At 61.5% G+C, this 22,055-nt stretch carries 20 protein-coding genes and 1 pseudogene; 9 read left to right on the top strand and 12 right to left on the bottom strand.

The features are described from left to right. Positions 1-44: 44 nt before the first annotated feature. The 7 genes from ACFFP0_RS14025 to ACFFP0_RS14055 all read right to left on the bottom strand — a co-directional run bounded on the left by ACFFP0_RS14025 (position 45) and on the right by ACFFP0_RS14055 (position 6,384). A complete protein-coding gene (locus ACFFP0_RS14025) occupies positions 45-386 on the bottom strand; it encodes a hypothetical protein (protein WP_377261685.1) in 342 nt (113 codons plus the stop codon). 69 nt (positions 387-455) lie between these two features. Beyond that, the gene (locus ACFFP0_RS14030) at positions 456-731 is read right to left on the bottom strand and encodes a hypothetical protein (protein ID WP_377261687.1); all 276 of its coding nucleotides are present in this window, start codon (positions 729-731) and stop codon (positions 456-458) included. Then, positions 706-1,221, bottom strand: a complete 516-nt coding sequence (locus ACFFP0_RS14035) for a hypothetical protein (protein WP_377261689.1) — start codon at positions 1,219-1,221, stop codon at positions 706-708. The genes ACFFP0_RS14030 and ACFFP0_RS14035 overlap by 26 nt, the downstream gene beginning before the upstream one ends. An 853-nt stretch (positions 1,222-2,074) precedes the next feature. Continuing rightward, complete coding sequence (locus ACFFP0_RS14040) at positions 2,075-4,222, bottom strand: DUF5906 domain-containing protein (protein WP_377261691.1); 2,148 nt, start codon at positions 4,220-4,222, stop codon at positions 2,075-2,077. A 134-nt stretch (positions 4,223-4,356) separates the two neighbouring features. Next, positions 4,357-4,599, bottom strand: coding sequence for a helix-turn-helix domain-containing protein (locus ACFFP0_RS14045; RefSeq protein ID WP_377261693.1), 243 nt, complete (start codon positions 4,597-4,599; stop codon positions 4,357-4,359). A 197-nt stretch (positions 4,600-4,796) separates the two neighbouring features. Next, positions 4,797-5,078 carry a hypothetical protein gene (locus tag ACFFP0_RS14050; protein WP_377261695.1) on the bottom strand — a complete coding sequence of 94 codons (282 nt, stop codon included), beginning with the start codon at positions 5,076-5,078 and terminating at the stop codon, positions 4,797-4,799. A 166-nt stretch (positions 5,079-5,244) separates the two neighbouring features. Beyond that, on the bottom strand, positions 5,245-6,384 hold the full coding sequence (locus tag ACFFP0_RS14055; protein WP_377261697.1) for a tyrosine-type recombinase/integrase: 1,140 nt from the start codon (positions 6,382-6,384) through the stop codon (positions 5,245-5,247). Positions 6,385-6,901: 517 nt separating this feature from the next. On the opposite strand from ACFFP0_RS14055, the gene ACFFP0_RS14060 reads away from it, so the two are divergent. The 5 genes from ACFFP0_RS14060 to ACFFP0_RS14080 all read left to right on the top strand — a co-directional run bounded on the left by ACFFP0_RS14060 (position 6,902) and on the right by ACFFP0_RS14080 (position 12,801). Beyond that, positions 6,902-8,194, top strand: coding sequence for a calcium-binding protein (locus ACFFP0_RS14060; RefSeq protein WP_377261699.1), 1,293 nt, complete (start codon positions 6,902-6,904; stop codon positions 8,192-8,194). Between the two features lie 104 nt (positions 8,195-8,298). Continuing rightward, complete coding sequence (locus ACFFP0_RS14065; protein WP_377261702.1) at positions 8,299-9,321, top strand: LLM class flavin-dependent oxidoreductase; 1,023 nt, start codon at positions 8,299-8,301, stop codon at positions 9,319-9,321. A gap of 103 nt (positions 9,322-9,424) precedes the next feature. Further along, positions 9,425-10,960, top strand: a complete 1,536-nt coding sequence (locus ACFFP0_RS14070) for a glycosyltransferase family 39 protein (protein WP_377261704.1) — start codon at positions 9,425-9,427, stop codon at positions 10,958-10,960. Between the two features lie 81 nt (positions 10,961-11,041). Further along, entirely contained in the window at positions 11,042-11,749 is a 708-nt protein-coding gene (locus ACFFP0_RS14075; protein WP_377261707.1) for an SDR family oxidoreductase, read from the top strand. Between the two features lie 14 nt (positions 11,750-11,763). After that, the gene (locus tag ACFFP0_RS14080; protein WP_377261710.1) at positions 11,764-12,801 is read left to right on the top strand and encodes a proline racemase family protein; all 1,038 of its coding nucleotides are present in this window, start codon (positions 11,764-11,766) and stop codon (positions 12,799-12,801) included. Positions 12,802-12,845: 44 nt separating this feature from the next. Here the strand turns inward: ACFFP0_RS14080 and ACFFP0_RS14085 are convergent, their stop codons facing one another. Further along, a complete protein-coding gene (locus ACFFP0_RS14085; RefSeq protein ID WP_377261712.1) occupies positions 12,846-13,700 on the bottom strand; it encodes a tetratricopeptide repeat protein in 855 nt (284 codons plus the stop codon). A gap of 307 nt (positions 13,701-14,007) precedes the next feature. On the opposite strand from ACFFP0_RS14085, the gene pyrC reads away from it, so the two are divergent. The 4 genes from pyrC (at position 14,008) to ACFFP0_RS14105 (ending at position 18,142) form a co-directional block, all read left to right on the top strand. Then, positions 14,008-15,054: a dihydroorotase gene (pyrC, locus tag ACFFP0_RS14090; protein ID WP_377261715.1), complete on the top strand. Its 1,047-nt coding sequence runs from the start codon at positions 14,008-14,010 to the stop codon at positions 15,052-15,054. A 114-nt stretch (positions 15,055-15,168) separates the two neighbouring features. Then, positions 15,169-16,347, top strand: coding sequence for a diguanylate cyclase domain-containing protein (locus ACFFP0_RS14095; protein WP_377261718.1), 1,179 nt, complete (start codon positions 15,169-15,171; stop codon positions 16,345-16,347). Between the two features lie 97 nt (positions 16,348-16,444). Beyond that, positions 16,445-17,140 carry an orotate phosphoribosyltransferase gene (locus tag ACFFP0_RS14100; protein WP_377261720.1) on the top strand — a complete coding sequence of 232 codons (696 nt, stop codon included), beginning with the start codon at positions 16,445-16,447 and terminating at the stop codon, positions 17,138-17,140. 75 nt (positions 17,141-17,215) lie between these two features. Beyond that, positions 17,216-18,142, top strand: coding sequence for a carbohydrate kinase family protein (locus tag ACFFP0_RS14105; protein WP_377261723.1), 927 nt, complete (start codon positions 17,216-17,218; stop codon positions 18,140-18,142). Between the two features lie 4 nt (positions 18,143-18,146). On the opposite strand, the gene ACFFP0_RS14110 is transcribed toward ACFFP0_RS14105, so the two are convergent. The 4 genes and pseudogenes from ACFFP0_RS14110 to ACFFP0_RS14125 form a co-directional block, all read right to left on the bottom strand. Beyond that, a complete protein-coding gene (locus ACFFP0_RS14110) occupies positions 18,147-18,743 on the bottom strand; it encodes a class I SAM-dependent methyltransferase (RefSeq protein ID WP_377261725.1) in 597 nt (198 codons plus the stop codon). Between the two features lie 68 nt (positions 18,744-18,811). Next, a pseudogene (locus ACFFP0_RS14115) lies at positions 18,812-19,006 on the bottom strand (SAM-dependent methyltransferase); the annotation flags it as partial. A gap of 9 nt (positions 19,007-19,015) precedes the next feature. Next, positions 19,016-20,641 (bottom strand): glucose-6-phosphate isomerase, encoded by a 1,626-nt coding sequence (gene pgi, locus ACFFP0_RS14120; protein ID WP_377261727.1) that lies wholly within the window; start codon positions 20,639-20,641, stop codon positions 19,016-19,018. 100 nt (positions 20,642-20,741) lie between these two features. Further along, on the bottom strand, positions 20,742-21,986 hold the full coding sequence (locus tag ACFFP0_RS14125; protein WP_377261729.1) for an alpha/beta hydrolase: 1,245 nt from the start codon (positions 21,984-21,986) through the stop codon (positions 20,742-20,744). Positions 21,987-22,055: the final 69 nt, after the last annotated feature.

Here is a 22,055-nt window from a genome sequence, read left to right on the forward strand (position 1 = left end):
ACGTGACAATCATGCGACGACGAAAACCGATTGCCGACCAGCGCTTATTCGAGCGGGTCGGGGCCGTCGATCATGTTGAGGACGGCCGAGGCATAGCTCCGAACGACATCGGGTGGAAGGCGCTCCAGCTGCAAAAGCTGTATCTGTTCGAGCGACAATCCCTGTCTGACGTAACCGTTTTCAGTATTGGTCAAAGTGTTGGACAACTTCACGGCCAAAAAATTACCTTCGTAACTGGCAAAAATGTCATTTGGCCTGTAGCCGTAAGGCAAAGACTTGGGCCGCTTGGAGGCGACCTCTTCGTGAATGTTTTCAATTCTCTTCCGATAGGCCCGCTTGTCTACGGTTTCCGGAAGCAGTTCTGCAGAAATTCTTATCCCCTTCATATGCGCAGCTCCTTTGCGGTTTATGCGGAAGGAATTTCGCACGGGGCATCGGCGGAAACGATCAACACTTCACTCTTCGACTTCGGTCAGCATGAAGCCGGTACGATGTTCTCGTGCCATTTCCTCCCACAGAGAGACAGCCGCTTCCCCAAGATTGACCAAGTCGAGCGACCAGAAACCGGCTCCTGTGCGATAGCCGTATTTTGAGATAAGCCGATCTACGCCGCCGTGCGCTATGCAGGTTGATGGCGCCGTGGCCGCGAGCGAGTCGCTGAGGGCTTGGCAAGCCGCCAAATCGGCCAACAGCTTTCGCACCGGATCAGGCTTCGATGACTGGACCGCCATGTTTGAGCCTTTCGTTGAGGTCGAGATACTTTTCGAGAAGATCGATCAGAGTTGCGCGATCCTGAGCTTGCATCTGCGAAATGACGCGAGGATCGAGACCCATGGGACCGCCTGTCGATACCTGCTGTTCGCCGACGAGGTTCAGAAAAGCGTTGAGACGTTCCGGCCACCGGAATTTCAGAAGGACCTCGATTAGACGATCCGAAGGTTCTTCCTCGTCCAGCGATCGCTCGAAGGCGCGACCCAAGACCTGATGGAACGCGCATTCCATCGCTTTGGCGTAGCGCTGGCCGAACTCGATGTCCCTGATGCGATGGTCATGAATCGTTGCGGTCGAAATACCTGCCGCTTCGGCTGCCTTCTTCGGCGATCCGGTCTTGCCGACGATATCGAGCACAAGGTTTTCGACCGATGTCGACCACCGGCGGTCCATGTCGGGACGCCGGTTCGCACGCTTTTCCAACGAACGGCCGGTGGCGCTGTCGTCCATCGCACTTCTCCTTGCTTGCATGATTGCCGATCTTGCAGCATGCGGAGTTCGCGGGACGCCATTATGCGAGGCTCATTTTTTCTCGAAACTGGGAGGCGGCCGGCCATTTTCAGTGGGGAGGTACATGCACACCCCAGAGGCCGGCGCTCATTCCCACGGGAAGTAGGTTGTTTGTGAGCAAGGCTTCACATAAGCCTCCTCAAGGACCGCCTGGAGACGATCCGGTGTCTGGTCCGGTGCTTCTATGGTCCCTTCGCCATCATGCCCTTGTTCTCTTTTGTCTATTCGTTCCGATCGCTGGAATTATCAATCTGAGGGTCTGGAGCTCCTGCCTTTCTTGTCTCTGGCGGCTCCCTCATCTCGCCTTCGGTGACAAGGCCCTGACGTTGCCACACTCTGCCGCCGCCGAAGGCGCCGTCAACTACGCTTGTGGCCCCCAAAGCCTCCGTTTCCTGCTGCCTCGCCATACCTTTAGGCGCTTTGCCTGCTGCCGTGTCACCGTCGTGCCAGTCGAGCCGGTCCTCGCACGCGCGAGGCCTGCATGGTTTGCGAGGCAAGAGGCATGCTCAGCCACCTGCAACGACCTTCTGCCACACTGGCTTGGTAGACAGGTAGACGCTGAGACGGGCTGCCTTCCGAAGACCATACCGTGATGCTGCGGCGGAAACGCGGTGCCAAGCATGGAGGCATCGTTTGCAATGTGATCCATGCTGTACTTTGTTTATATAGCTGTCTACCTGTCTACTCCGAGCATAAGGCTCTGCAAAATATGCTTATTTCAGTGGACGACGACGGCTGTCTGCCAGCCGTCTACGCCACCGAGCGCCTGTCTACCAAGCATGCAATCAATCAATCATTCGAGCCTGTTTTGGTGTGCCACGAAGGCATCGATGCGGGCCGCAGCGCCTGCCTTGTCCCACTGGTCGTGATTGCGCACGGACCACAGCGTCCATGCAGGCCGGTACTTGCCATCGGACTTCGTGTAGCGCGCATGGTTGACGGCGCCGAATTCGCCACGCAGGAACTTGACGATCTTCGGCGTCAAACTGTTCTGGCCTCTCAATGCAGACGGAATGGACGCCACGATGTCATCGATGCGAACCAGATCGAAATCGAAGGGTGCCTCGCCTGCCTCGAAGCGCTCCTTCACGAACGCCTCGACGTCGCCCAGGGACAGGTCACGCATCGTCGTCTTGCCAGACGTCACCGGAGCGACGCCCTTGGGGTTGAGGGCAATGTCACGCTGCAACAGCCAATGCTTGACGAAGGCAGCGCCATCGCCAGCCAAATAGGCGAACAACCTCTCGTAATAGGAAGCAGGCTGTTTGACCGCAGGCGAAAAGACGACCAGCCAGCGCCTGTCACCAGTTTCGAGATAGACCGCATCCTCGTGGTTCGAAAAGCACAAAAGGTTTAGGCGATTGGGGATCGTGTAGAGCTGGCATCCCTTGTCCTCAATGCGAAGTGTGTCCTCCGTGATGATCGTCTTCAGGCGATTGGCCACATCCTTGCGGCCGACCGTCATCAGTTCTTCGAGGATTGCAAGCTGTGCGCCTTCCATCCACGCCGTCCAGCGTGAGTTCACCTCGTCATTGTTCGGCCTGACGACATTGCGCCTTCCGATGATCTTTTCCATCAAGGCACCGATCCAGCTCTTGCCGGTTCCCTGTGCGCCACGGATCAGCAGCGCAAAATGGATCTTGGTGTCGGGCTTCTGAACGAGCAATGCCAGATAATCGAGAACATGATTTCGCTCTGCCTCGTCAGGAAACAGAAAGGCCATGTGATCCAGGAAGACCGTCACATCGCCAGGCAAGGCCTCGACGCCTGACGGCTTCCAGAGATTGTAGGCCTTTCCATCTTCGCCATCGGGGAATTCAGGCTTGCAGGGCTCATACACAAGGTCTTCGAACTTCCGCAGCGCCAGCTTTCCACGAAAAACGGCCGTCACGATATCGCTGTCAGGCAAACGAGCGGCATAGAGCGACTTCCACTGCTCCGGCTTGAACTTGACGCCATCCGAACGCCTGACGAAAACATAGGGACGAACCACCCAAACCCATTCGTCATAAAGGCCGAGCGTCTTCGAAACGACCGCCTTTGCAGGCGTTTCGCCATCTTCTGGAAAATCGTCCTCGGGTGCCTCGCGAGATACCGCCTCGATCACGCCACTGCGCTTGTCGCTCGGCACCGCCTTGAACAGCGTCCTGATCGTAATGCTCGTATCCTTCTCCTTCAACGAGTTCCAGCGCTTGGTGATTTCGCTGCCATGATTGCCATAGGAAGGGTCCGACGTGCTCCAGTCCAGAAAGGCATCCAGTCCTTCGCCGCCAGTCGCATGATGAGACGCCATCATGAGATCACGCCAGCGGGTCTGGTCGGCAAAATCCAGCACGTCGATATGAGACAATACGAATGCCAATTGCTCAGGCGTCAGTTCGGCAGACGAAGACGTCTGAGATCGCCCCCCCGGACCAACGGTAAGGCACTTCAGGAGACCGTCGGGCGCTTCGACGATATCGGACAAGCTATCCGAAAGCGGATCGAATTCGTAGAGCCTTAGAGTCTCTGGATGGATCGAACCGACAGCGACGATCTGGGTACCAGCCGTCTTGAATTCGATACCGGCATAGCCCTCCAACGAAGTCCTGATCTTCAATTCTTCCGGCTTTCGGAAATACCAGTGCTGACCTCCACCGCCTGTCATCACGACAGGCGCCCAGGACAGGCCAAAGTCTGCCTGCAATCGTGCAAACGCATCGTCGCCAGCCGCAAAATTGCGAGGATCGACGTCGATGATCAGATCGCCATCCTTCAGACGAACGCCGATATTGTGGCCGGCGGCCATGAAGGCCTCGGCCTCCGAGAGCGACAAGGCAGGACGCCTGCGCCAGTCCGTCTTTAAAGGCGCCTTCCCGATCGCCTTGCCGGTGCGATCGCGATCGCCATGCTTGCGCAAGGGAATGAGATCGAAGCCATGATCGACATAGGTCTTTAGCAATACAGGGTTTGTCGATGGCTCTGGACCACTCAGCTTTGCTGTATTCTGACGATCGTCTGACGGGATCGTAGCCAAAGACATCTGAGGAGACATGCTGTTGGTCGCAGCATGTCCCTTTTCGGTTCCCAATAAATTCATCGATTGTCCTCCCCGCGCACGAAACGGTCGAGGTCATCCTTGTGGTAGCGAACCGACTTGCCGTGGATCAGGTGATACTTCGGGCCTTCGCCGTTCGTGCGCCACGTCTTCAAGGTTCCCGGCATCGCGCCGAGATAGGCGGCAGCGCCTTCCGTGTCGAACCAAGGGCTGCGGGTGTGATTGTCGAGAACGCGCTTCATTGCCTCCTCGACATCACGGCTGGTCAAAATCTGTGTCATTGCGATATGCCTCCAAGGCCGGAGGACAAGCCTTCGGCGTTTCGAACAGGGTTTTCTGTCTAAGGAGGATCGGGCCACGGCCTGATCGCGCGCTTGCCAAAACCGGCTCCTTGAGGCGCGCGTCGTCTAATAATCACACGTCGATCACCTTGGGCATCAACGTTTATCTGTCGGGAGACAGAATTTTCATAAATAAATCAACGGGTGCTTTTAGCGAGCGGCACAGCCAGGGCGGAAAAAGCACCGTTTGATCTGTCTAGCGAGGTCAGTTTCATTTGATAGGAATTGACCGGATCGCTGCTTTCCACCTCTCGCGGGATCGACCCAGGGTCTTTCGCTGTGACCAGGACGACCTTGAAAAGGCCGTCACAATGATCCTCGCACCAAACCAGATTGTCTCGCAATTCCTTCTGGCCGGGACTTTCGAACCAGCCGTCGTCGGGTGAATGCGAATAGGTCAGCTTCTTGTCTCGCGACACAAGCCTATCCTGCCAAAGCGTTATGACGACCGTTTTGCCGTCTGGCGTCCTAGCTGACCTGCTCCATTGCACATTCTTGGGAACTGCACCGAAGTGCTTGAACGCGTCCGATCTTGATCGTTTTGCCAATATTGTGTCCCTCCAACAATCGAGGCTGGCGTTAAGATCAATCGGCGGCTGCGTCAATTGCGGGCTGCCACACCGAATTTTCCAAAGCCTGCATGAACGGCCGTAAGTGCTCGACAAGATGCTCGCGGTGAACGTATCCGCCCGATGCGCCGGGAAGCGTCTGACCAAGCAGGAGCGCGCTTTCGGCATAGGGAGCGCCACTCGCAATCAACAGCGTTCGTGCGAGGTGACGATACTCATGCGGGCTCGGAAGTTCGTGCTTGTTTTCCTTCGGCTCTTCGATATGCCCGCTTTCGCTCGTCGCTGACGGCCACAGCCATTCGCTGTTCAAGGGCAGGTCTTCTTCCAGCCGCGCTTTCAACATGGCGGCAAGCCTGTCCCCCATCGGAATTGTCATCGGGCCACCGATCTTCATGTGAGTGAAGGTGATCAGCTTCTTCTCCAAATCCACATCGTCGCGCCGAACCTGAAGAAGCGAGCGCCGCCTCGCGCCCGTCAGCAGCATCGAGCGATGCAGGTCCCTGCGAATGGGCGTGAGCTTTTCCGTTTCCACCCACCACGATTTCAAATCCAGCATGTCCACCTGTCTCTTCGGCGGCGCGGGTATTCGAAGACTGTCGCAGGGATTGGCGCCTATGGTTTCATCGACACGCCTTGCCGTATTGAACAAAGCCCGCAGGACACGCATAGCCCCGCAGGCGCTCGTCTGACCACGCTTGGCTTTCATGTCGTCGAAGAGATCGCGGACATCCGTGCGGCTTATGTCGGCCACGGCCCGATTTCGATATTTGGAAAGATGATGATCGAGGTGATAGCGATAGCTTTCCTCGGTCGAAGGCCGGAATGTCTTTTCCGAAAGATGGATTTCCAGCACCTGCTTCAAGGTAATGCCGGTCTCCGCCGTCTTCGCTGTCGGATCGATGCCGGACTGGATTTGCGACATGATCGCCTTGGCGCGATTGCGGGCCTCGCGAAGACCGATGCGGTCCACGCGATCGATCTTCACACGGACGGTTCTGATATGCCTGCCGTTGCGACGAACGTCTCCCTGCACCGCGTAGCTCTTGGCGGTCTTGTGGCAAATGACCATCAGGCCCTTAACCTGCTCGTCGCGCCATATTCCCGAATTGGGTTCCAGCTCGCGGATGCGAGCCTCCGTGAGATTGATAACTGCCATCTGGACGATCCTTAAGTACCGAATTGAGCACCGAACGGTGACCGCCGTGGATCACCGAATATCGACCATGATGTCGTGTAAGGTGTTGTTCGCGAACCAATAATCGCCGTAAACCGGCTCATTATCGCCTTAAGAATCCGCAGCTACGAATCTGGGGGTCAGGAGTTCGAATCTCTTCGGGTGCGCCATTTTCCCAGACATTTCTGAATAGAACCGGCTGGCGGTAAACGGTCCTACGCCGTTTGGCGTATCCGGTACCACCCTTGGTTACAGTTGGCGGCATCGCCAACTTCGCCTATGATGGCCGTGAAATCTGGTTTCTCGCCGAGAGAGCCGCGACAGCAGCTTCGAAGTCATGCTGCGCGCCCGATCTCTATCCTCGATGAGGTGTGCAGGGAGCGGCGATCGCATACTGGAATCAAGCAGCCATGACACCGACGAGCGGGATCGACTTGCCGCTGGGTCTCGGTGCTCTTCCATTCCGCATAAGCAATCGTTTCGCCAGCAGGAGGCAGAGATGGTCAGGCGAGTTCCCATAACCTGGTTCGATTTGACCGGTCATCAGTTCGGCACGGACGACACGTTGATCGCGCCGGAATCCGTCGGCATCCTCTTCGGCGACGCCGGGGGAAGCCTGCTGGACCGGTCCACGGGCGGCAAGGACACCCTGACCATACACGGCTCCGGCAACTTCTATGGCGATGCCGTCGGAAACATCGCCGACCGCGCACGGGGTGGCGACGACACGCTGACGGCGCAGGTAACGGGGGCCGGCCCCGCCACGATCGGTTTGTACGGTGACGCGGGAGCGAACATTTCCGACAGGGGGAGGGGCGGCAATGACACTCTGGTCGCGGGGCCAAGCCCCGTCCCGGTCACGATCAGCATGTATGGTGACGCCGGGCAGAACTTGTCCGGCCGTGCGGCAGGCGGCGACGACGCCTTTCATCTCTCGGCATTCCAGAACACGTTCACCATCTACGGCGATGCCGGCCGCAACATGAGCGGCCATGCCGTCGGCGGCAACGATACGGCCGTGGACGGCAGCGGGGAAGGTTTTGTCACATTCTACGGAGATGCGGGCGGAAGCATCTCGGGACATGGACGGGGCGGCGATGACAGCCTCAATACCGGCCTCGAGGACAGCGTGACCTTCTTCGGCGATGCCGGCGGCAATCTCGGCAATCATGCCAGCGGCGGCGACGATATCATGAATGTTGCGTCCTCCGGACCCGTGATCGCCTACGGCGATGCGACGAGCATGTCGGATCGCGCCAGCGGCGGTGACGACACCCTGATCGTCAGGGCGCAACTGTTCGCAAACAGCATGATCGTGGGCGATGCCCAAACCATGTCCCAGCATGCTCATGGCGGCGACGACGTGCTTGATGTCGACGCCATACGTCATCTGCAAGGAACCATCACGCTCATCGGCGACGCCCAAACCATGTCCGGCAGGGCTCAGGGCGGGAATGACAGGCTGATCGGCGGCAACGGCAACGACGACATGTGGGGCGATGCCCAGATCATGCTCGACCGTGCCAGGGGAGGAGACGACACCTTCGTATTCGATCTCGGCAACGGCCGGGACAGGATCGGGGATTTCGGTCAGGGCGTCTGCGGGGCGGGACCGGATTGGGGAACCGACCACATCGACGTCTCGGCCCTGGGGATCACGGACTTCGGCCAGCTTGTCATCTCGGCCTTTGACCCGACCACGCATGAAAGCACGATTTCATTCGGCTCCGGCAACGAGGTGGTCGTGCACAGCCAGCAGGCGCTCGGCGCCCAGGACTTCTTGTTCGCTTGACAGTCCGTTCAGTGTCCGCGCTCGCGTGAAAGGCGATTTCGGGGTGCTTTCCCGTTCGTTGTGGTGCATAACCTCAACATGACCCACCTGCACGCGGCGCTTTCATGAAAAAGATCGGTTTCCTATCGTTCGGGCACTGGACGCCCTCTTCCCAATCGCAGACCCGCTCGGCATCCGATATGCTTCTCCAGTCCATCGATCTTGCGGTGGCTGCCGAGGATCTCGGCGCCGACGGGGCGTATTTCCGGGTGCACCACTTTGCCCGCCAGCTCGCCTCGCCGTTTCCGCTGCTGGCGGCGGTGGGAGCGAAGACGAGCCGCATCGAGATCGGCACCGCGGTCATCGACATGCGTTATGAAAACCCGCTCTACATGGCCGAGGACGCCGGCGCGGCCGATCTCATCGCCGGCGGGCGTCTGCATCTGGGCATCAGTCGGGGCTCTCCCGAGCAGGTGATCGATGGATGGCGCTATTTCGGTTATCAGCCCGAGGAAGGGCAGAGCGACGCCGATATGGGCCGCCGCCACGCGGAGGTCTTCCTGGAAGTCCTGCAGGGCAAGGGCTTTGCCCAGCCGAATCCGCGGCCGATGTTTCCCAACCCGCCGGGTCTCCTGCGGCTTGAGCCGCATTCGGAGGGACTGCGTGACCGCATCTGGTGGGGCGCGGGGTCGAACGCCACCGCCGTCTGGGCGGCCAAACTCGGCATGAACCTGCAAAGCTCCACGCTCAAGGACGACGAGACCGGAGAGGCGTTCCACATCCAGCAGGCCAAGCAGATCAGGGCTTATCGCGAGGCCTGGAAGGAAGCCGGTCATGCGCATGAGGCGCGGGTATCGGTCAGCCGCAGCATCTTCGCGCTGGTGGACGATCGTGACCGCGCCTATTTCGGATACGGCAGCGAGAACGAGGACAAGGTCGGTTTCATCGACGAGAACACCCGGGCGATCTTCGGGCGCAGTTACGCCGCCGAGCCGGACGTGCTCATCGAGCAGCTCAGGAAGGACGAGGCCGTCGCGGAAGCCGACACGCTGCTCCTGACCGTCCCGAACCAGCTCGGTGTCGAATACAACGCGCATGTGATCGAGGCGATCCTGACCCATGTCGCGCCCGCGCTCGGCTGGCGCTGACCGGAGATAGCGAAGGGCTTGCGCTTCGATCGGCATTTCCCTGTTGATCGCCAAGGTTTTGCATGTCACCTGCTGCGGGACGCTTCTTTCTCAGGGATTGAAAATGGATCGCGAAAGCAGCGCGGCCTTTGCGCGCGACGAATTCGAAAAAACCGGCAGGCTGGCGCAGGTCCTCTCGAAGGGCCTGTGGCCGACCACGCTTTTTCTTGGCGCCTATTTCGCCCTGAGCATCGCCGTACGGCTGATACTGCCGAATTCGCTGACGCTCGATGAGGCGGAGCAATCGCTCTTTTCGCAATATTGGCTTGCCGGCTACGGTCCGCAGCCGCCCTTCTACAACTGGGTTCAGAACGCCTTTGTCCGCGTCATGGGCATTTCTCTGTTATCGCTGACGCTGCCGAAATTCCTGATGCTGCTCCTGTGCTATGCCTTCTTCGGCATGGCGGCGCGGGAACTGGACCGGCGCCCCGCCTTCGTGGCGATGGCGGTGCTGAGCCTGCTCACCCTGCCGCAGGTGTCGTACATGCCCCAGCAGGACCTGACCCACACGATCGCGGTGTTGATGGCGACCGCGCTGTTCCTCTACGGCCTGTTCCGAACGCTGTCGCGACCGGACTGGCAAGGTTACGCGATCCTCGGGGTCGCGATCGGCATAGGCACGATCTCGAAATACAATTTCGTGCTGCTGCCGGCCGCGACGATCATCGCCGTGTTCTGCGATCGCGAATGGCGCGCCCGTCTCCTCGACCCCCGCGTCCTGCTGACGGCGGCCATCAGCCTGGCGATCGTCCTTCCGCATGCCGGATGGCTTCTCGGCAACATCGATCTTGCGACCAACGGCACGATCGGGAAGATGGTCGAGGCGAACGCGCCGCACGGGATTATCCGTGTCGTCCGCGCTTCCGGCTCGCTCATCCTGGCCTGCATCGCCTTCGGGGCACTGGCGGTCGTGGTTTTCGCGGTCGCCTTCAGGAAGGATTTCCGCCGTGCCCTCAGGGCCGGGGATCGCTGGACCCTGCTGCTCGGGCGCATCATGCTGGTCTCGCTTCTGGGCGTCGTCTGCGTGATCCTCGTGACCGGAACGACCAAGATCACCGAGCGCTGGCTCGATCCCTATCTTCTGCCCTTGCCCCTCTACCTGCTGCGGAAGCTGGAACGGGTGGGGGTGGATACCGGCGGCAGCCTCGGGCGGTTCATGCCGGTCTTTGCCGTCATCATGCTCGTGACCCTGGTTCCGCTGGCGGGCAAGACCCTCACGGGTGGCCTCACCGGCTCCTATTCACGCATCAACTATCCCTTCGCATCCGTTGCGGAGACGCTGAAGGCCGGACAGCGGCCCGCGCTGATCGTTGCGGAGGGCATGCATCTGGCCGGCAACATGCGGCTCCAGTTTCCCGACGTGCCCGTCATCAGTTCCGGGCAGCCAATTGCAGGTTTTCCACCTGCCGCCGCGATGAAGGGGCCTGTTCTGGCCATATGGGTCGGCAATGGAAGCGCGCCCGGCGCGCCGCCATCGATCGACCTGTCATCGGTAGGCGCCCTCGGCCTGACTGCGTCCGATCCACGATCGCTTTCGCTTCCCTATGAATACGGCGACGGCCGCACGAGGCTCGACCTCGGTTATCTCTGGCTTCGCTGAAGACGGTAGGCAAAACCGTCCCACTGATATATCTGTTCGCCAAGCCGGCTTCGGATCGGCGGAAAACCAGGGAGAATTCCGATGGCTGAGACGCGGAAAGTTGCGCTGATCACCGGTGGAGGACGCGGCATGGGCGAGGCCATCGCCCGCGAACTTCATGCCGAAGGGTACGGACTGGCCCTGATGTCGCCATCGGAAAGCTGTGAAAAGCTGGCGGCCGAACTCGGGGGCGTCGCATCCCGCGGCGTGGCGGAAAAGGCGGAAGACATCCAGGCGATCTTCGACCTTGCCATGAAGATCTATGGCCGCATCGACGCCGTCGTGAACCATACGGGGCATCCGCCGAAGGGCGACCTGCTCGATATCCCGGACGAGGACTGGACGCTCGGCTCCGATATGATGATCCTCTCGCTGGTGCGCATGGCGCGGCTTGTTACGCCGGTCATGCTCAGGCAGGGCAAGGGCGCTTTCGTCAACATCACGACTTTTGCAGCCTATGAACCCTCCCTGGTGTTCCCGGTTTCGTGCACCTATCGCGCCGCCGCAGGCGCTTTCACCAAGCTCTACGCGGACCGTTACGCCGCGGACAACATCCGTATGAACTGCATCCTGCCGGGTTATATAGACAGCCTGAATCACAAGCCGGAAACAGCCGACAAGGTGCCGATGAAACGCATCGGCCAGGTGGAGGAGATCGCCAAGACGGCGGCCTTCCTGCTGTCGGACGGCGCCGGTTACATCACCGGCCAGAATATTCGCGTTGATGGCGGCATCACCCGCCACGTCTGATTGGAGTACCTGAAATGAGATGGAAGCGCACGATCCAGCTTCTGGATGTTCACTGCGAAGGCGAGATCGGCAAGGTCGCGATCGGCGGCGTGCCGAAGATCCCCGGCGAGACGGTTGCTGCCCAGCTTCACTGGCTGAACACCGATCCGAAGGGGCAGGAACTCCGCCGCTTCCTCTGCCTGGAACCGCGCGGCGCGCCGATCGGCTCCGTCAACCTGCTGCTGCCGGCAAGGCATCCCGAGGCGGATGCCGCCTTCATCATCCTGCAGCCTGACCAGGCCCATGCGAGCTCCGGTTCCAATTCCATCTGCGTCACGACCGCGCTTCTGGAATCCGGCATCGTGGAGATGAAGGAACCCGAGACGGTCGTGACCCTCGAAACCGCCGCTGGTCTCATCAGGGCGACGGCCACATGCAGGGATGGACGCTGCGAAAAGGTGAAGCTCACTATGGTGCCGTCCTTCGTGCACCAGCTCGACGTGACGCTCCAGACGCCCCGATGGGGCGATGTCAGGCTCGATCTTTGCTACGGGGGCATCTTCTACGGGCTGGTGGATGTCGGCCAGATCGGTCTCAGGATCGAGAAGGGCAATGCTGCCGCACTGGTCCAGGCCGGCATGGTGCTGAAGGACCTGATCAACAGGCAGATCCCGGTCGTCCATCCGGAGATTCCGGCCATTTCCGGCGTCGCCTATGTGATGTTCCGCGATATGGAAGCCGATGGCGCGGTGCGCACCTGCACCACCATGTGGCCGGGCCGGGCGGACCGTTCGCCCTGCGGCACCGGCAATTCCGCCAATCTGGCCGCGCTTCATGCCCGGGGCAAGGTGAAGGTCGGCGACGTCTTCAGGTCGCGTTCGATCATCGGCTCCGAGTTCGAGGTGGGGCTGGCGGGTGAAACGGCCGTCGCCGGAAAGGCGGCGATCATTCCGACCATCGCCGGCCGCGGTTTCACCTTTGGCCTGCACCAGATGGCGCTGGACCCGTTCGACCCGCTTTCGGAAGGCTTTGCCATGACGGATGTCTGGGGACCGTCCGCCGGAGAAATCTAGAGCCCCTCAAGTCAATCCCGAAAGGCTCCAGGGTCCGGATCGCCTCAGATATCCTTGCCCACGTTCGTGGGGGTCTCCATGTCGCCGGGTTTCAGCACAAGCGAGTTGACGCCGTTCGGCATGGAGGGGTCCCTGGGCGCCGGCACGACGCCAAGTTCCTGCATCTGCAGGAACTTGTAGGCGCCGAAGATGTCGCCGTTTTCGGCGGCCTTGCGATACATTTCGGCGGCCTTGCGGACATTGGCCTGGATGCCTTCGCCGCTTTCGTACATCAGCCCGAGATTGATCATGGCATCGGTGTTGCCGCGCTGGGCGGCAAGGTCGTACCAGGCGATTGCGGTCTGGTCGTCCTGCGGGACGAGATGGCCTTCGTCATAGATCGTGCCGATGTTGAAGGCGGCCGTATCGTCGCCCTCGGCTGCGGCCCTGTCGAACCATTCCAGGGCCTTGGAGACATCCGCCGCCGTGCCGAGGCCGTCGCGATAGGCGACGCCGAGATTGTAGGCGGCAAGCACGTTGCCGCTCTGGGCCGCCTCCTTGTAGAACTGGAATTCCGCCTGTTCGTCACCCAGCCGGCCCATCAGCATGCCGAAGTTCACCTGGGCGGCGGGATAGCCGGCCTGGACGGCGACATTGTAGGCGCTCATCGCCTGGTCCGCCTGCTCGGTCTTGTTGAGCGCGCGGCCGAGCTGGTAGGCGAAGCGCGGGTTTCCGGTCGTCTGATAGGCTATGCGACAGGCATCGACGGCGGAACCGTCGATATCGTCCATGCCGACCGGGGCAAACTGGTTGTTGCGCTGCTGATCGTAGGGGCTGCCGGCAAGCCGGTCGCATTCCACCTGCATCGTCGAGGCGACCTGCAGGCCGGCGCGTTCTTCCGCGCCGAGGGAGACTGTCAATGCACACAGCGCCAAAGCAGTACCTGTGGCAAACGCAAATCCCCTGTTGACTTTGAGAGTCCGGGATTTCATGCTACGCGCTCCGACTAAGAGATTCATTATAGTGCCTAACGAACGCCAAAGGCGAGCGGCGGTTCCTTATGGCCTGGCGTTTCGGTGCCTTGAATCGCTCCTCCGCTCCGCACATTTGCGTGAAGCTTGATATTTGTCAGCTTCGCGGTATTGGACATTCCCCGTATCATTGGATTGTTTTGCCTGCGCCGTTGATGATATGGCGGACGGATCGATCATGTCCGGAAGCATCTTCATGAAAACGCTCACCCTCCGCCGCCCCGACGACTGGCATCTCCACCTGCGCGACGGCGCGGTGCTGGAAGGGGTGATCGGCGATACGAGCCGGCATTTCGCCCGCGCCATCATCATGCCCAATCTCGTTCCGCCGGTCGTGACGACCACCGATGCCCGGGCCTATCGCGAGCGCATCCTGGCGGCCCTTCCGAAGGGCGACCGCTTCGAGCCGCTGATGACACTTTATCTTACCGAGCACACCGATCCGGACGATGTGGAAGAGGGCCGCAAGAGCGGGCTCATAACCGCCGTGAAGCTTTATCCCGCCGGTGCGACCACCAATTCCCACGGCGGGGTGCGCAATATCGACAAGGCGATGCCGGTTCTGGAGCGCATGGCGAAGATCGGCCTGCCCCTTTGCGTGCATGGAGAGGTGACGACGCCGGAGGTCGACGTCTTCGACCGGGAGGCGGTCTTCATCGAAACGGTCCTCGATCCGCTGCGCAAGCGCCTGCCGGACCTGAAGATCACCATGGAGCACGTGACGACGGCCGACGGCATCGACTACATCAGGTCGTCGGGCGGCAATCTTGCCGGTTCGATCACCACCCATCACCTGATCATCAACCGCAATGCCATCCTGGTCGGCGGCATTCGCCCGCATTATTATTGCCTGCCGGTCGCCAAGCGCGAGAACCACCGGCTGGCGCTCCGGGCTGCGGCGACATCCGGCGATGCACGCTTCTTCCTCGGCACGGATTCCGCGCCGCATGTCGATCCGCTGAAGGAATGCGCCTGCGGCTGCGCGGGCATCTATACTTCGCCAAACACCATGAGCTGCCTGGCGCATGTGTTCGAGGAGGAAAATGCTCTCGACAGGCTGGAGGCTTTCGCCTCCCTCAATGGACCGGTCTGGTACGGACTGGCGCCGAACGACGAGACGATCACGCTGGAAAAACGGGTCGAGCCGGTGAAGTTTCCGGACAAGCGCGAGACGGGCGCTGGACCGGTCACGGTCTTCGACCCGATGTTCCCGCTCCACTGGGACGTGGTTGAAAAGCGTTAGCTAATACACGCGGATCGGTAGCATTTGCTTTGACCCGGTAACCTTTTGGAGAGAGTCCGGGGTTAGCTTCATCGCAGGATTTTGACGCGGGCCCACCCGAAGAGAAAGCTTGGCATGATGCTCGACTATCATTCTCTTCTGCTCGCACTCGGTGTCTCCGCGGCATGCCTGATGGTGACGTTGTTCGGCACCTGGTTCTCCCGCCGCACGGATTCCTTTCTTCTCACGCTGGTCGTGGCGCTTTGCCTGACGGTATCGGGCATTTTTGCCTATAGTTCCTACACGCTGGAAACCGGCCTTCTGCGGGTATCGGCCGCCTATACGTTCCTGATGGCGGGTTTCAGCACCATTTATGCCGCATCCGTGCAGTTCCGCACCGGCCGGAAGCCCTGGAAGCTCTCGGTCGTCCTGACGGCGATCAGCCTTCTGTCCGGTTTGCCGCTCTTTGCAGCCGGGTTCGATGGGCTGGGCCTGATCGTGATGAACATCGGCACGGCGACGATGCTGATCGGCACGGCCTGGCAATACTGGCTCGCCCGGCGGGAAGCTCCGGGGCCGCTCGGCGGCATGGTCATCCTCTATGCCTTGAGCGGCCTGTCCTTTGTCCTGTGCGCTGCCGTGCTGGTCCGGGGGCGTCAATGGGTACTCGGTCACGCTCCGGACAACTGGGCGGAAAATCTCAATATCGGTGTCTGCATCGCCGGCATGACCGGAATCGGCTCGTTGTCTCTCGCCCTTCATCAGTGGCGCATGGCGGCCCGTCACCGGCGCGAAGCCATGACCGACGAACTGACGGGGCTTCTCAATCGCCGGGCGCTTTTCGAGCAGCATGGCAGCCGCCTCCTGAATCCGTCCACCGCCGTCGTGGTCTTCGACATAGATCGCTTCAAGTCGATCAACGATCAGCATGGCCATGCCATGGGCGACATGGTGTTGCGGATATTCGCCCAGGATCTGGCCTACGGCACCTTGCCGCCCAACACCGCCGCACGGCTTGGCGGTGAGGAATTCGCGATGATCCTCGACAATGTCCTGCCCGGAAGGGCCGAGCGGATTGCCAACGAGATCATCCGCCGTTTTGCCGCTCGTGAAATTCCGGTGGGCGAAACGCTGCTTCGCTGCACCGTCAGTGCCGGCATTGCCGTGGGGGCAGCGGGCGGGCAGCCTTTCGAAGCCGTGCTCGGCCTTGCCGACAACGCGCTCTACGAAGCCAAGCGCGCAGGCCGCAACCGTGTCGAAGTTGCCGGCTATCTGCGGTCCGTGAACGTGGCCGATACGCGCACCAGCGCCTGATCACCGTTATTTACGGCATCATCCGTCGCACTCTCTGGCGCCCGCCGCCACATGCTGCTATTGCGGCGCGTGGTTTTGAGGCAAAAGGAGCGGGCGCATGATTCAGACCACATTTCCGGACCGCGGCGTAATGGCCGAGCTTATGGCGAAGATGCTCTGGGAGATCGGAGCGGTTCATTTCAGCGCCGACAAACCCTACAAGCTCTCCTCCGGGATGATGAGCCCCGTCTACATCGATTGCCGCAAGCTGATCTCCTATCCGCGCATCCGCTCGGCCATCATGGATTTCGCTGCCGCCACCGTCATGCGCGACGCCGGCTTCGAGAAGTTCGATTGCGTCGCCGGCGGCGAAACGGCCGGCATTCCCTTCGCGGCCTTCCTTGCCGAACGCCTCGGACTGCCGATGATCTACGTCCGCAAGGCGCCGAAAGGCCACGGCCGCAACGCGCAGATAGAGGGTCACATGCCGGAAGGTGCGCGGGTGCTGGTGATCGAGGACCTGACGACCGCCGGCGGCAGCATGTTCACGTTCATCGACGCCATCCGCGCTGCGGGCGGTGTGGTGGACCACGGCATCGCGCTCTTCTTCTACGGCATTTTCCCCGAAGCCGAACAACGTTTTGCAGGCGGCAAGGTTCAGCTTCACCATATCGCCACCTGGCGCAACGTTCTGGCGGTCGCGCGCGAAGGCAGGCTCTTCGATGACAAGACGCTGTCCGAAGTCGAAGCTTTTCTGGATGCGCCGCTCGCCTGGTCGGGACGCAATGGCGGCGTCAGCGAGCTGGCGCTCTGATTTTTTGCTCTGGCCTTTTGACAAAAGCTCGCTTAATCGATTGAAAACTGGCTGTGAGCGTGCGGGAGGACCCCTATGATTTTGTGCTGCGGCGAAGCCCTGATCGATATGTTGCCGCGTGAGACCACACTCGGCGAAAAGGGGTTTGCGCCCTATGCCGGCGGTGCGGTCTTCAATACGGCGATCGCGCTTGGCCGCCTCGGCCAGCCGACCGCTTTCTTCACCGGCATTTCCGACGACATGATGGGCGACATCCTGCGTGAGACGCTGGCAAAAAGCGGCGTCGACTACAGCCTCGCCGCCGTCTCTTCGCGCCCGACGACGATCGCCTTCGTCAAGCTCGTCAACGGCCAGGCGAGCTACGCCTTCTATGACGAGGGCACGGCCGGCCGGATGATCACCGAGGCCGACCTGCCGGCGCTGGGCGAGGATTGCGAAGCGATGCATTTCGGCGCGATCAGCCTGATTCCCGAGCCCTGCGGCGGCACTTACGAGGCGTTGATGGCGCGGGAATACCGCAAGCGCGTCATCTCCTTCGATCCGAACATCCGGCCGGGTTTCATCAAGGACAAGCAGAAACATATGGATCGGGTGCGCCGCATGGCGGCCATGTCGGACATCGTCAAGTTTTCGGACGAGGACCTCGACTGGTTCGGCATGGAAGGCGATCACGACACGCTTGCCGCCCATTGGCTGGCTGCGGGGGCCAAGCTTGTCGTGCTGACCCGCGGCGCGGAGGGTGCCACGGGTTACACGAAGGGCTTCAGGCTATCCGTGCCGAGCGAACGGGTGACGGTGGTCGACACGGTCGGCGCAGGAGACACGTTCGACGCCGGCATCCTGGCCTCGCTCAAGATGCAGGACCTGCTGACGAAGGAAAAAGTTGCCGCGCTGACGGAAGAGCAGGTTCGCAAGGCGCTGGCGCTGGGCGCCAGGGCCGCCGCCGTCACCGTCTCGCGCGCCGGCGCCAATCCGCCTTTCGCCCACGAGATCGGACTTTGAGCGATCAGGCGCGGGCTTTTGTGCTCGCAAAAAGGATATGCGGACCGGCGCCGCTGTCCGGTGCATTGGCCGGCGCGCCGAAATAACGCCTTGCCATGGCGGAGGGGCCGAGGTCCTCGATGTGGCGGAAGCCCATCGCGGTCAACTCGCCCGCAAGCCCGGCCGGGTCGAGCAGGGTGATCCACGGCTCACCCGCGGCCGCCACCCTGGCGGCCATGGTCACGGCCCGTTCCCGCCGTTCCGGCGCATAGTTTTCCGGCGGCTCCGAATAATCGAAGACGATCCCGGCTTCGGCCGAAGCGGCGACGGAACGGAGCAGTGAAAACACCGTCTGCCGTTCGAGATAGGGCACCACGCCGAGCCAGACGTAAAGGGCCGGGTCGTCCTTCCGGAAGCTCTTCGCCGCGAGCTGCCCGGCAAGATCGTTCCGTTCGAAATCGACCGGAACGAAAGCCAGTTCGGCCGGCGGCGTGATGCCCGAGGCTGCAAGCCTCTCCTGTTTCCAGGCCTGCGTCGCCGGATGATCGACCTCGAAGACCCTGAGGCCGATGCTGCGATAGGGATTGCGCAGGCCGAACGTATCGAGGCCGGCGCCGAGCACGACGACCTGACGACCTGCCGCAGGCCGCTTTCGACCTCACGGGCGATGCAGTCGTCCGCAAATCGGCTGCGCGCTGCGAGAAACAGGCGGAATGCCCTTGTGCCGGGATCGCGGGCCTGTTCGTCCGCCGCCGCCACCGTCTCCGCATCCAGGATCACCCGGGCAAAGGGGTCCTTGAAGACGAAGGCATTGTCGGCGATCTGGTGGGCGGCGCGAGATCCGGCCACCAGGCGAGCGGTCCGGCTCGGCTCCCGGCTTTCCATGGCGCGGTCTTATGCTCTCTCGGCGAGCAGCGCGGCCACCAGCCCCTGCGTCGATGAATCGTGCCCTTCGGCGCTTTTCTTCCCCTGCACCACGGGCAGCAGGCCGGTCGCCAGCTCCTTGCCGAGCTCGACGCCCCACTGGTCGAAGGAATTGATGCGGAAGAGCACGCCTTCCACGAAGACGCGGTGCTCGTAGAGCGCGATCAGCCGGCCGAGCGCGAAGGGTGTCAGCCTGTCGTAGACGAAGGTGATGGATGGCCGGTTCCCGGTGAAGACGCGATGCGGCGCGATGAAGTCGGCCTGCTTCTCGTCCATTCCCTTGGAGGTGAGCTGATCTTTGGCTTCCGCAAAGGTGCGGCCCTTCATCAGCGCTTCCGACTGGGCGAGGCAATTGGCGATCAGCAGTTCGTGCTGGTGGCGCAGGTGCGGCTCGAAGCCGTTGGCGGCGATCATGAACTCGGCGGGTATGATGCTCGTGCCCTGGTGGATGAGCTGGTAGAAGGCATGCTGGCCGTTGGTTCCGGGCTCGCCCCAGACAACCGGGCCGGAATTGCCCTCGACCGGTTTGCCGTCGACCGTCACGCCCTTTCCGTTCGATTCCATGTCGAGCTGCTGCAGATAGGCGGGGAAGCGCAGGAGACGCTGGTCGTAGGGCAGGATGGCCCGCGAGGGATAGCCGAGCACGTTGCGGTGATAGAAGCCGATCAGGCCGAGCAGCATCGGCAGGTTCTGGCGCGCGGGCGCGGTGCGGAAATGCCTGTCCATCGCGTGGGCGCCATCGAGGAATTTTCCGAAGTTCTCCGGGCCGATCGCGATCATCAGCGGAAGGCCGATCGCCGACCAGATCGAGTACCGGCCGCCCACCCAGTCCCAGAAGCCGAAGATGCGGTCGCTTTCGATGCCGAAGGCCGCGACCTTGTCGAGCGCCGTGGAAACCGCGGCGAAGTGATGCCTTACCGCGGTTTCGCCAAGCTTTTCGGCGATGAAGGCGCGGGCGGAGGCCGCATTGGTCATCGTCTCGATCGTGGTGAAGGTCTTCGATGCGATGATGAACAGCGTCGTTTCCGCATCGAGCAGCCTCAGCGTGTCCGCGACATGGGCGCCGTCGACATTGGAGACGAAATGCGCCCGCGGGCCGTCGTGATAGGGCGCCAGCGCGAGCGTCGCCATGACCGGGCCGAGGTCGGAACCGCCGATGCCGATATTGACGACGTCGGTGATCTGCTTGCCCGTTGCGCCCCGCAGCGCGCCGGAGCGGATGCCGTCGGCGAAGACGCCCATGGCGGAGATCACGGCGTTGACATCCGGCATGACGTCCGTGCCGTCGACGAGGACCGGCGTGTTGGAGCGGTTGCGGAGCGCCGTATGCAGCACCGCGCGGCCCTCGGTGAAGTTGATCGGCGAGCCCGAGAACATTTCCTCGCGCTTCTTCACGACACCGCCGACCTCGGCAAGCCTTTCGAGGAGCAGCAGGATCTCGTCGTTCACCGCCGTCTTGGAATAGTCCATCAGCAGGTCGTCGAAGCTGGCGCTGAACCTTTCGAAGCGGTCGGGATCGGCCGCGAATGCGGCGCGAATATTGGTGGCATTGCTTTTCGCAACGGCGGACTTCAGGTCTTGGATGATGGCCTGCATGGGTGTTTCCTCACGCTCGGAAGGGAATGCAGGGGAACCTATTCGCTTTCCCCGTCAAATCAAGCCGTGTCGAACCAGGCGTTGCCGAGGCGGGACGGGTTTATTGCCCCACAGCCGTGGTGACCGTGTTCCCGACGGCGTTGCCGAGGCGGTCGACCTGTTCGTTATAGGTGCGCCGCGTCGTCGGGTCGAAGATTGCGATCGGCGCGCTCACGGCAACGCCTGCCACGCTTCCCACCGTCTGGGCCGTGCCGACCGCCACCGCGCCAAGCCGTTCGCCGAGTCCCACATGGGAATCGTTCACCGCCTGGCCGGCGATCAGGCGGTTGCCGATCAGCCGCACCACTTCGGGGCTTTCCGCGAACTTGCCGTGGTTCAGCCGGTCGCCTGTTTTCAGCGCGGTAAGGTCGAGCACGACGATGCCGGCTTTCTCGAACTCGCTGCGATAGGGCTCGACGCTCGGGTCCACCTGCCCGAGCCGGTCGATATTGCCGGAAATCCGTCGCGACAGGCTGAGCGCCCGGTCGTCGCGCGAAACGAACAGGGTGAAATGCGGCCGCTTTTCGCCGATCTCGGCAAGCTGCCGGCTGAAGACGTCCACGTCGAGATCGGGCGAGGCCAGAATCACGTTCTGGATCTTCGGCGCCACGCGGCCGTCGCGGATCGCCATCTGCCGGAGCGCTTCGACCGTCAGCCACGAGCCCATGGAATGGGCCATGACGGTGACCTCGCTGACGTTCGGCTCCCGCGCCAGCCGGCGCAGCATATCCTCCAGCGCCTCGCGGGAATAGTTGGTGCTTTCCTTGTCGTAGTTATAGGCGAAGACGCTGCCGCGTGATGGCCATGTGAACAGGACCGGAGCCACGTCCGTCTTGGAATCGTGGACGATCTGGGCAAAGCGATAGACGGCATCCTCGTAACGGTTGTTGAAGCCGTGCACGAAGACCAGCACGCGGCGGCTCTTCCGCAGATGCTGCTTGAGCCAGCCCTCGGCGCGCTGGACCGTCATGGGTGTCACGGAAACGGTTGTGAATTCCTTCGCCGGATTGGCGGGCAGCCTCGATGGCCATTGCACCTGGCCGATCTCGCGGGCGCTGTCCGGCGGAATGGAGACGCCGATTTCGGTAATCTGGAGTTCCTTGCCGCGCTCGCCGGAAAACAGGGTCCCCGGCGTTTCGGAAGGACGCCGCGTCGTTGCGACGAGCACGTCGATCTTGGATGTGTGAGCGGCCTGGGTCTGGGTGGGAACGAGCACGCCTTCGGGTCGTCCGGCGCAGCCTGCAAGAACAGCCAGCGCCGTGACGGCGGCAATCAGGCGAAACGAAAATCCGGCACGGCTTTCCAAGCGAACTCCAACAGTCTTTGTCCAGCTTCTCGTTAAAAGAGCGCTAATCAAGGAATGTCCGGTAGTCTA

Origin of the sequence: Neorhizobium puerariae (assembly GCF_042429745.1) — a bacterium.
Lineage (GTDB): Bacteria > Pseudomonadota > Alphaproteobacteria > Rhizobiales > Rhizobiaceae > Neorhizobium > Neorhizobium puerariae.

Coding starts and splice junctions, on each gene's coding strand:
- ACFFP0_RS14095 (WP_377261718.1), top strand. CDS start 15,169: ATGATGCTCGACTATCATTCTCTTCTGCTCGCACTCGGTGTCTCCGCG.
- ACFFP0_RS14045 (WP_377261693.1), bottom strand. CDS start 4,599: ATGACACAGATTTTGACCAGCCGTGATGTCGAGGAGGCAATGAAGCGC.
- ACFFP0_RS14030 (WP_377261687.1), bottom strand. CDS start 731: ATGGCGGTCCAGTCATCGAAGCCTGATCCGGTGCGAAAGCTGTTGGCC.
- ACFFP0_RS14105 (WP_377261723.1), top strand. CDS start 17,216: ATGATTTTGTGCTGCGGCGAAGCCCTGATCGATATGTTGCCGCGTGAG.
- ACFFP0_RS14065 (WP_377261702.1), top strand. CDS start 8,299: ATGAAAAAGATCGGTTTCCTATCGTTCGGGCACTGGACGCCCTCTTCC.
- pyrC (WP_377261715.1), top strand. CDS start 14,008: ATGAAAACGCTCACCCTCCGCCGCCCCGACGACTGGCATCTCCACCTG.
- ACFFP0_RS14075 (WP_377261707.1), top strand. CDS start 11,042: ATGGCTGAGACGCGGAAAGTTGCGCTGATCACCGGTGGAGGACGCGGC.
- ACFFP0_RS14035 (WP_377261689.1), bottom strand. CDS start 1,221: ATGGACGACAGCGCCACCGGCCGTTCGTTGGAAAAGCGTGCGAACCGG.
- ACFFP0_RS14025 (WP_377261685.1), bottom strand. CDS start 386: ATGAAGGGGATAAGAATTTCTGCAGAACTGCTTCCGGAAACCGTAGAC.
- ACFFP0_RS14070 (WP_377261704.1), top strand. CDS start 9,425: ATGGATCGCGAAAGCAGCGCGGCCTTTGCGCGCGACGAATTCGAAAAA.
- ACFFP0_RS14055 (WP_377261697.1), bottom strand. CDS start 6,384: ATGGCAGTTATCAATCTCACGGAGGCTCGCATCCGCGAGCTGGAACCC.
- ACFFP0_RS14080 (WP_377261710.1), top strand. CDS start 11,764: ATGAGATGGAAGCGCACGATCCAGCTTCTGGATGTTCACTGCGAAGGC.
- ACFFP0_RS14100 (WP_377261720.1), top strand. CDS start 16,445: ATGATTCAGACCACATTTCCGGACCGCGGCGTAATGGCCGAGCTTATG.
- pgi (WP_377261727.1), bottom strand. CDS start 20,641: ATGCAGGCCATCATCCAAGACCTGAAGTCCGCCGTTGCGAAAAGCAAT.
- ACFFP0_RS14060 (WP_377261699.1), top strand. CDS start 6,902: ATGGTCAGGCGAGTTCCCATAACCTGGTTCGATTTGACCGGTCATCAG.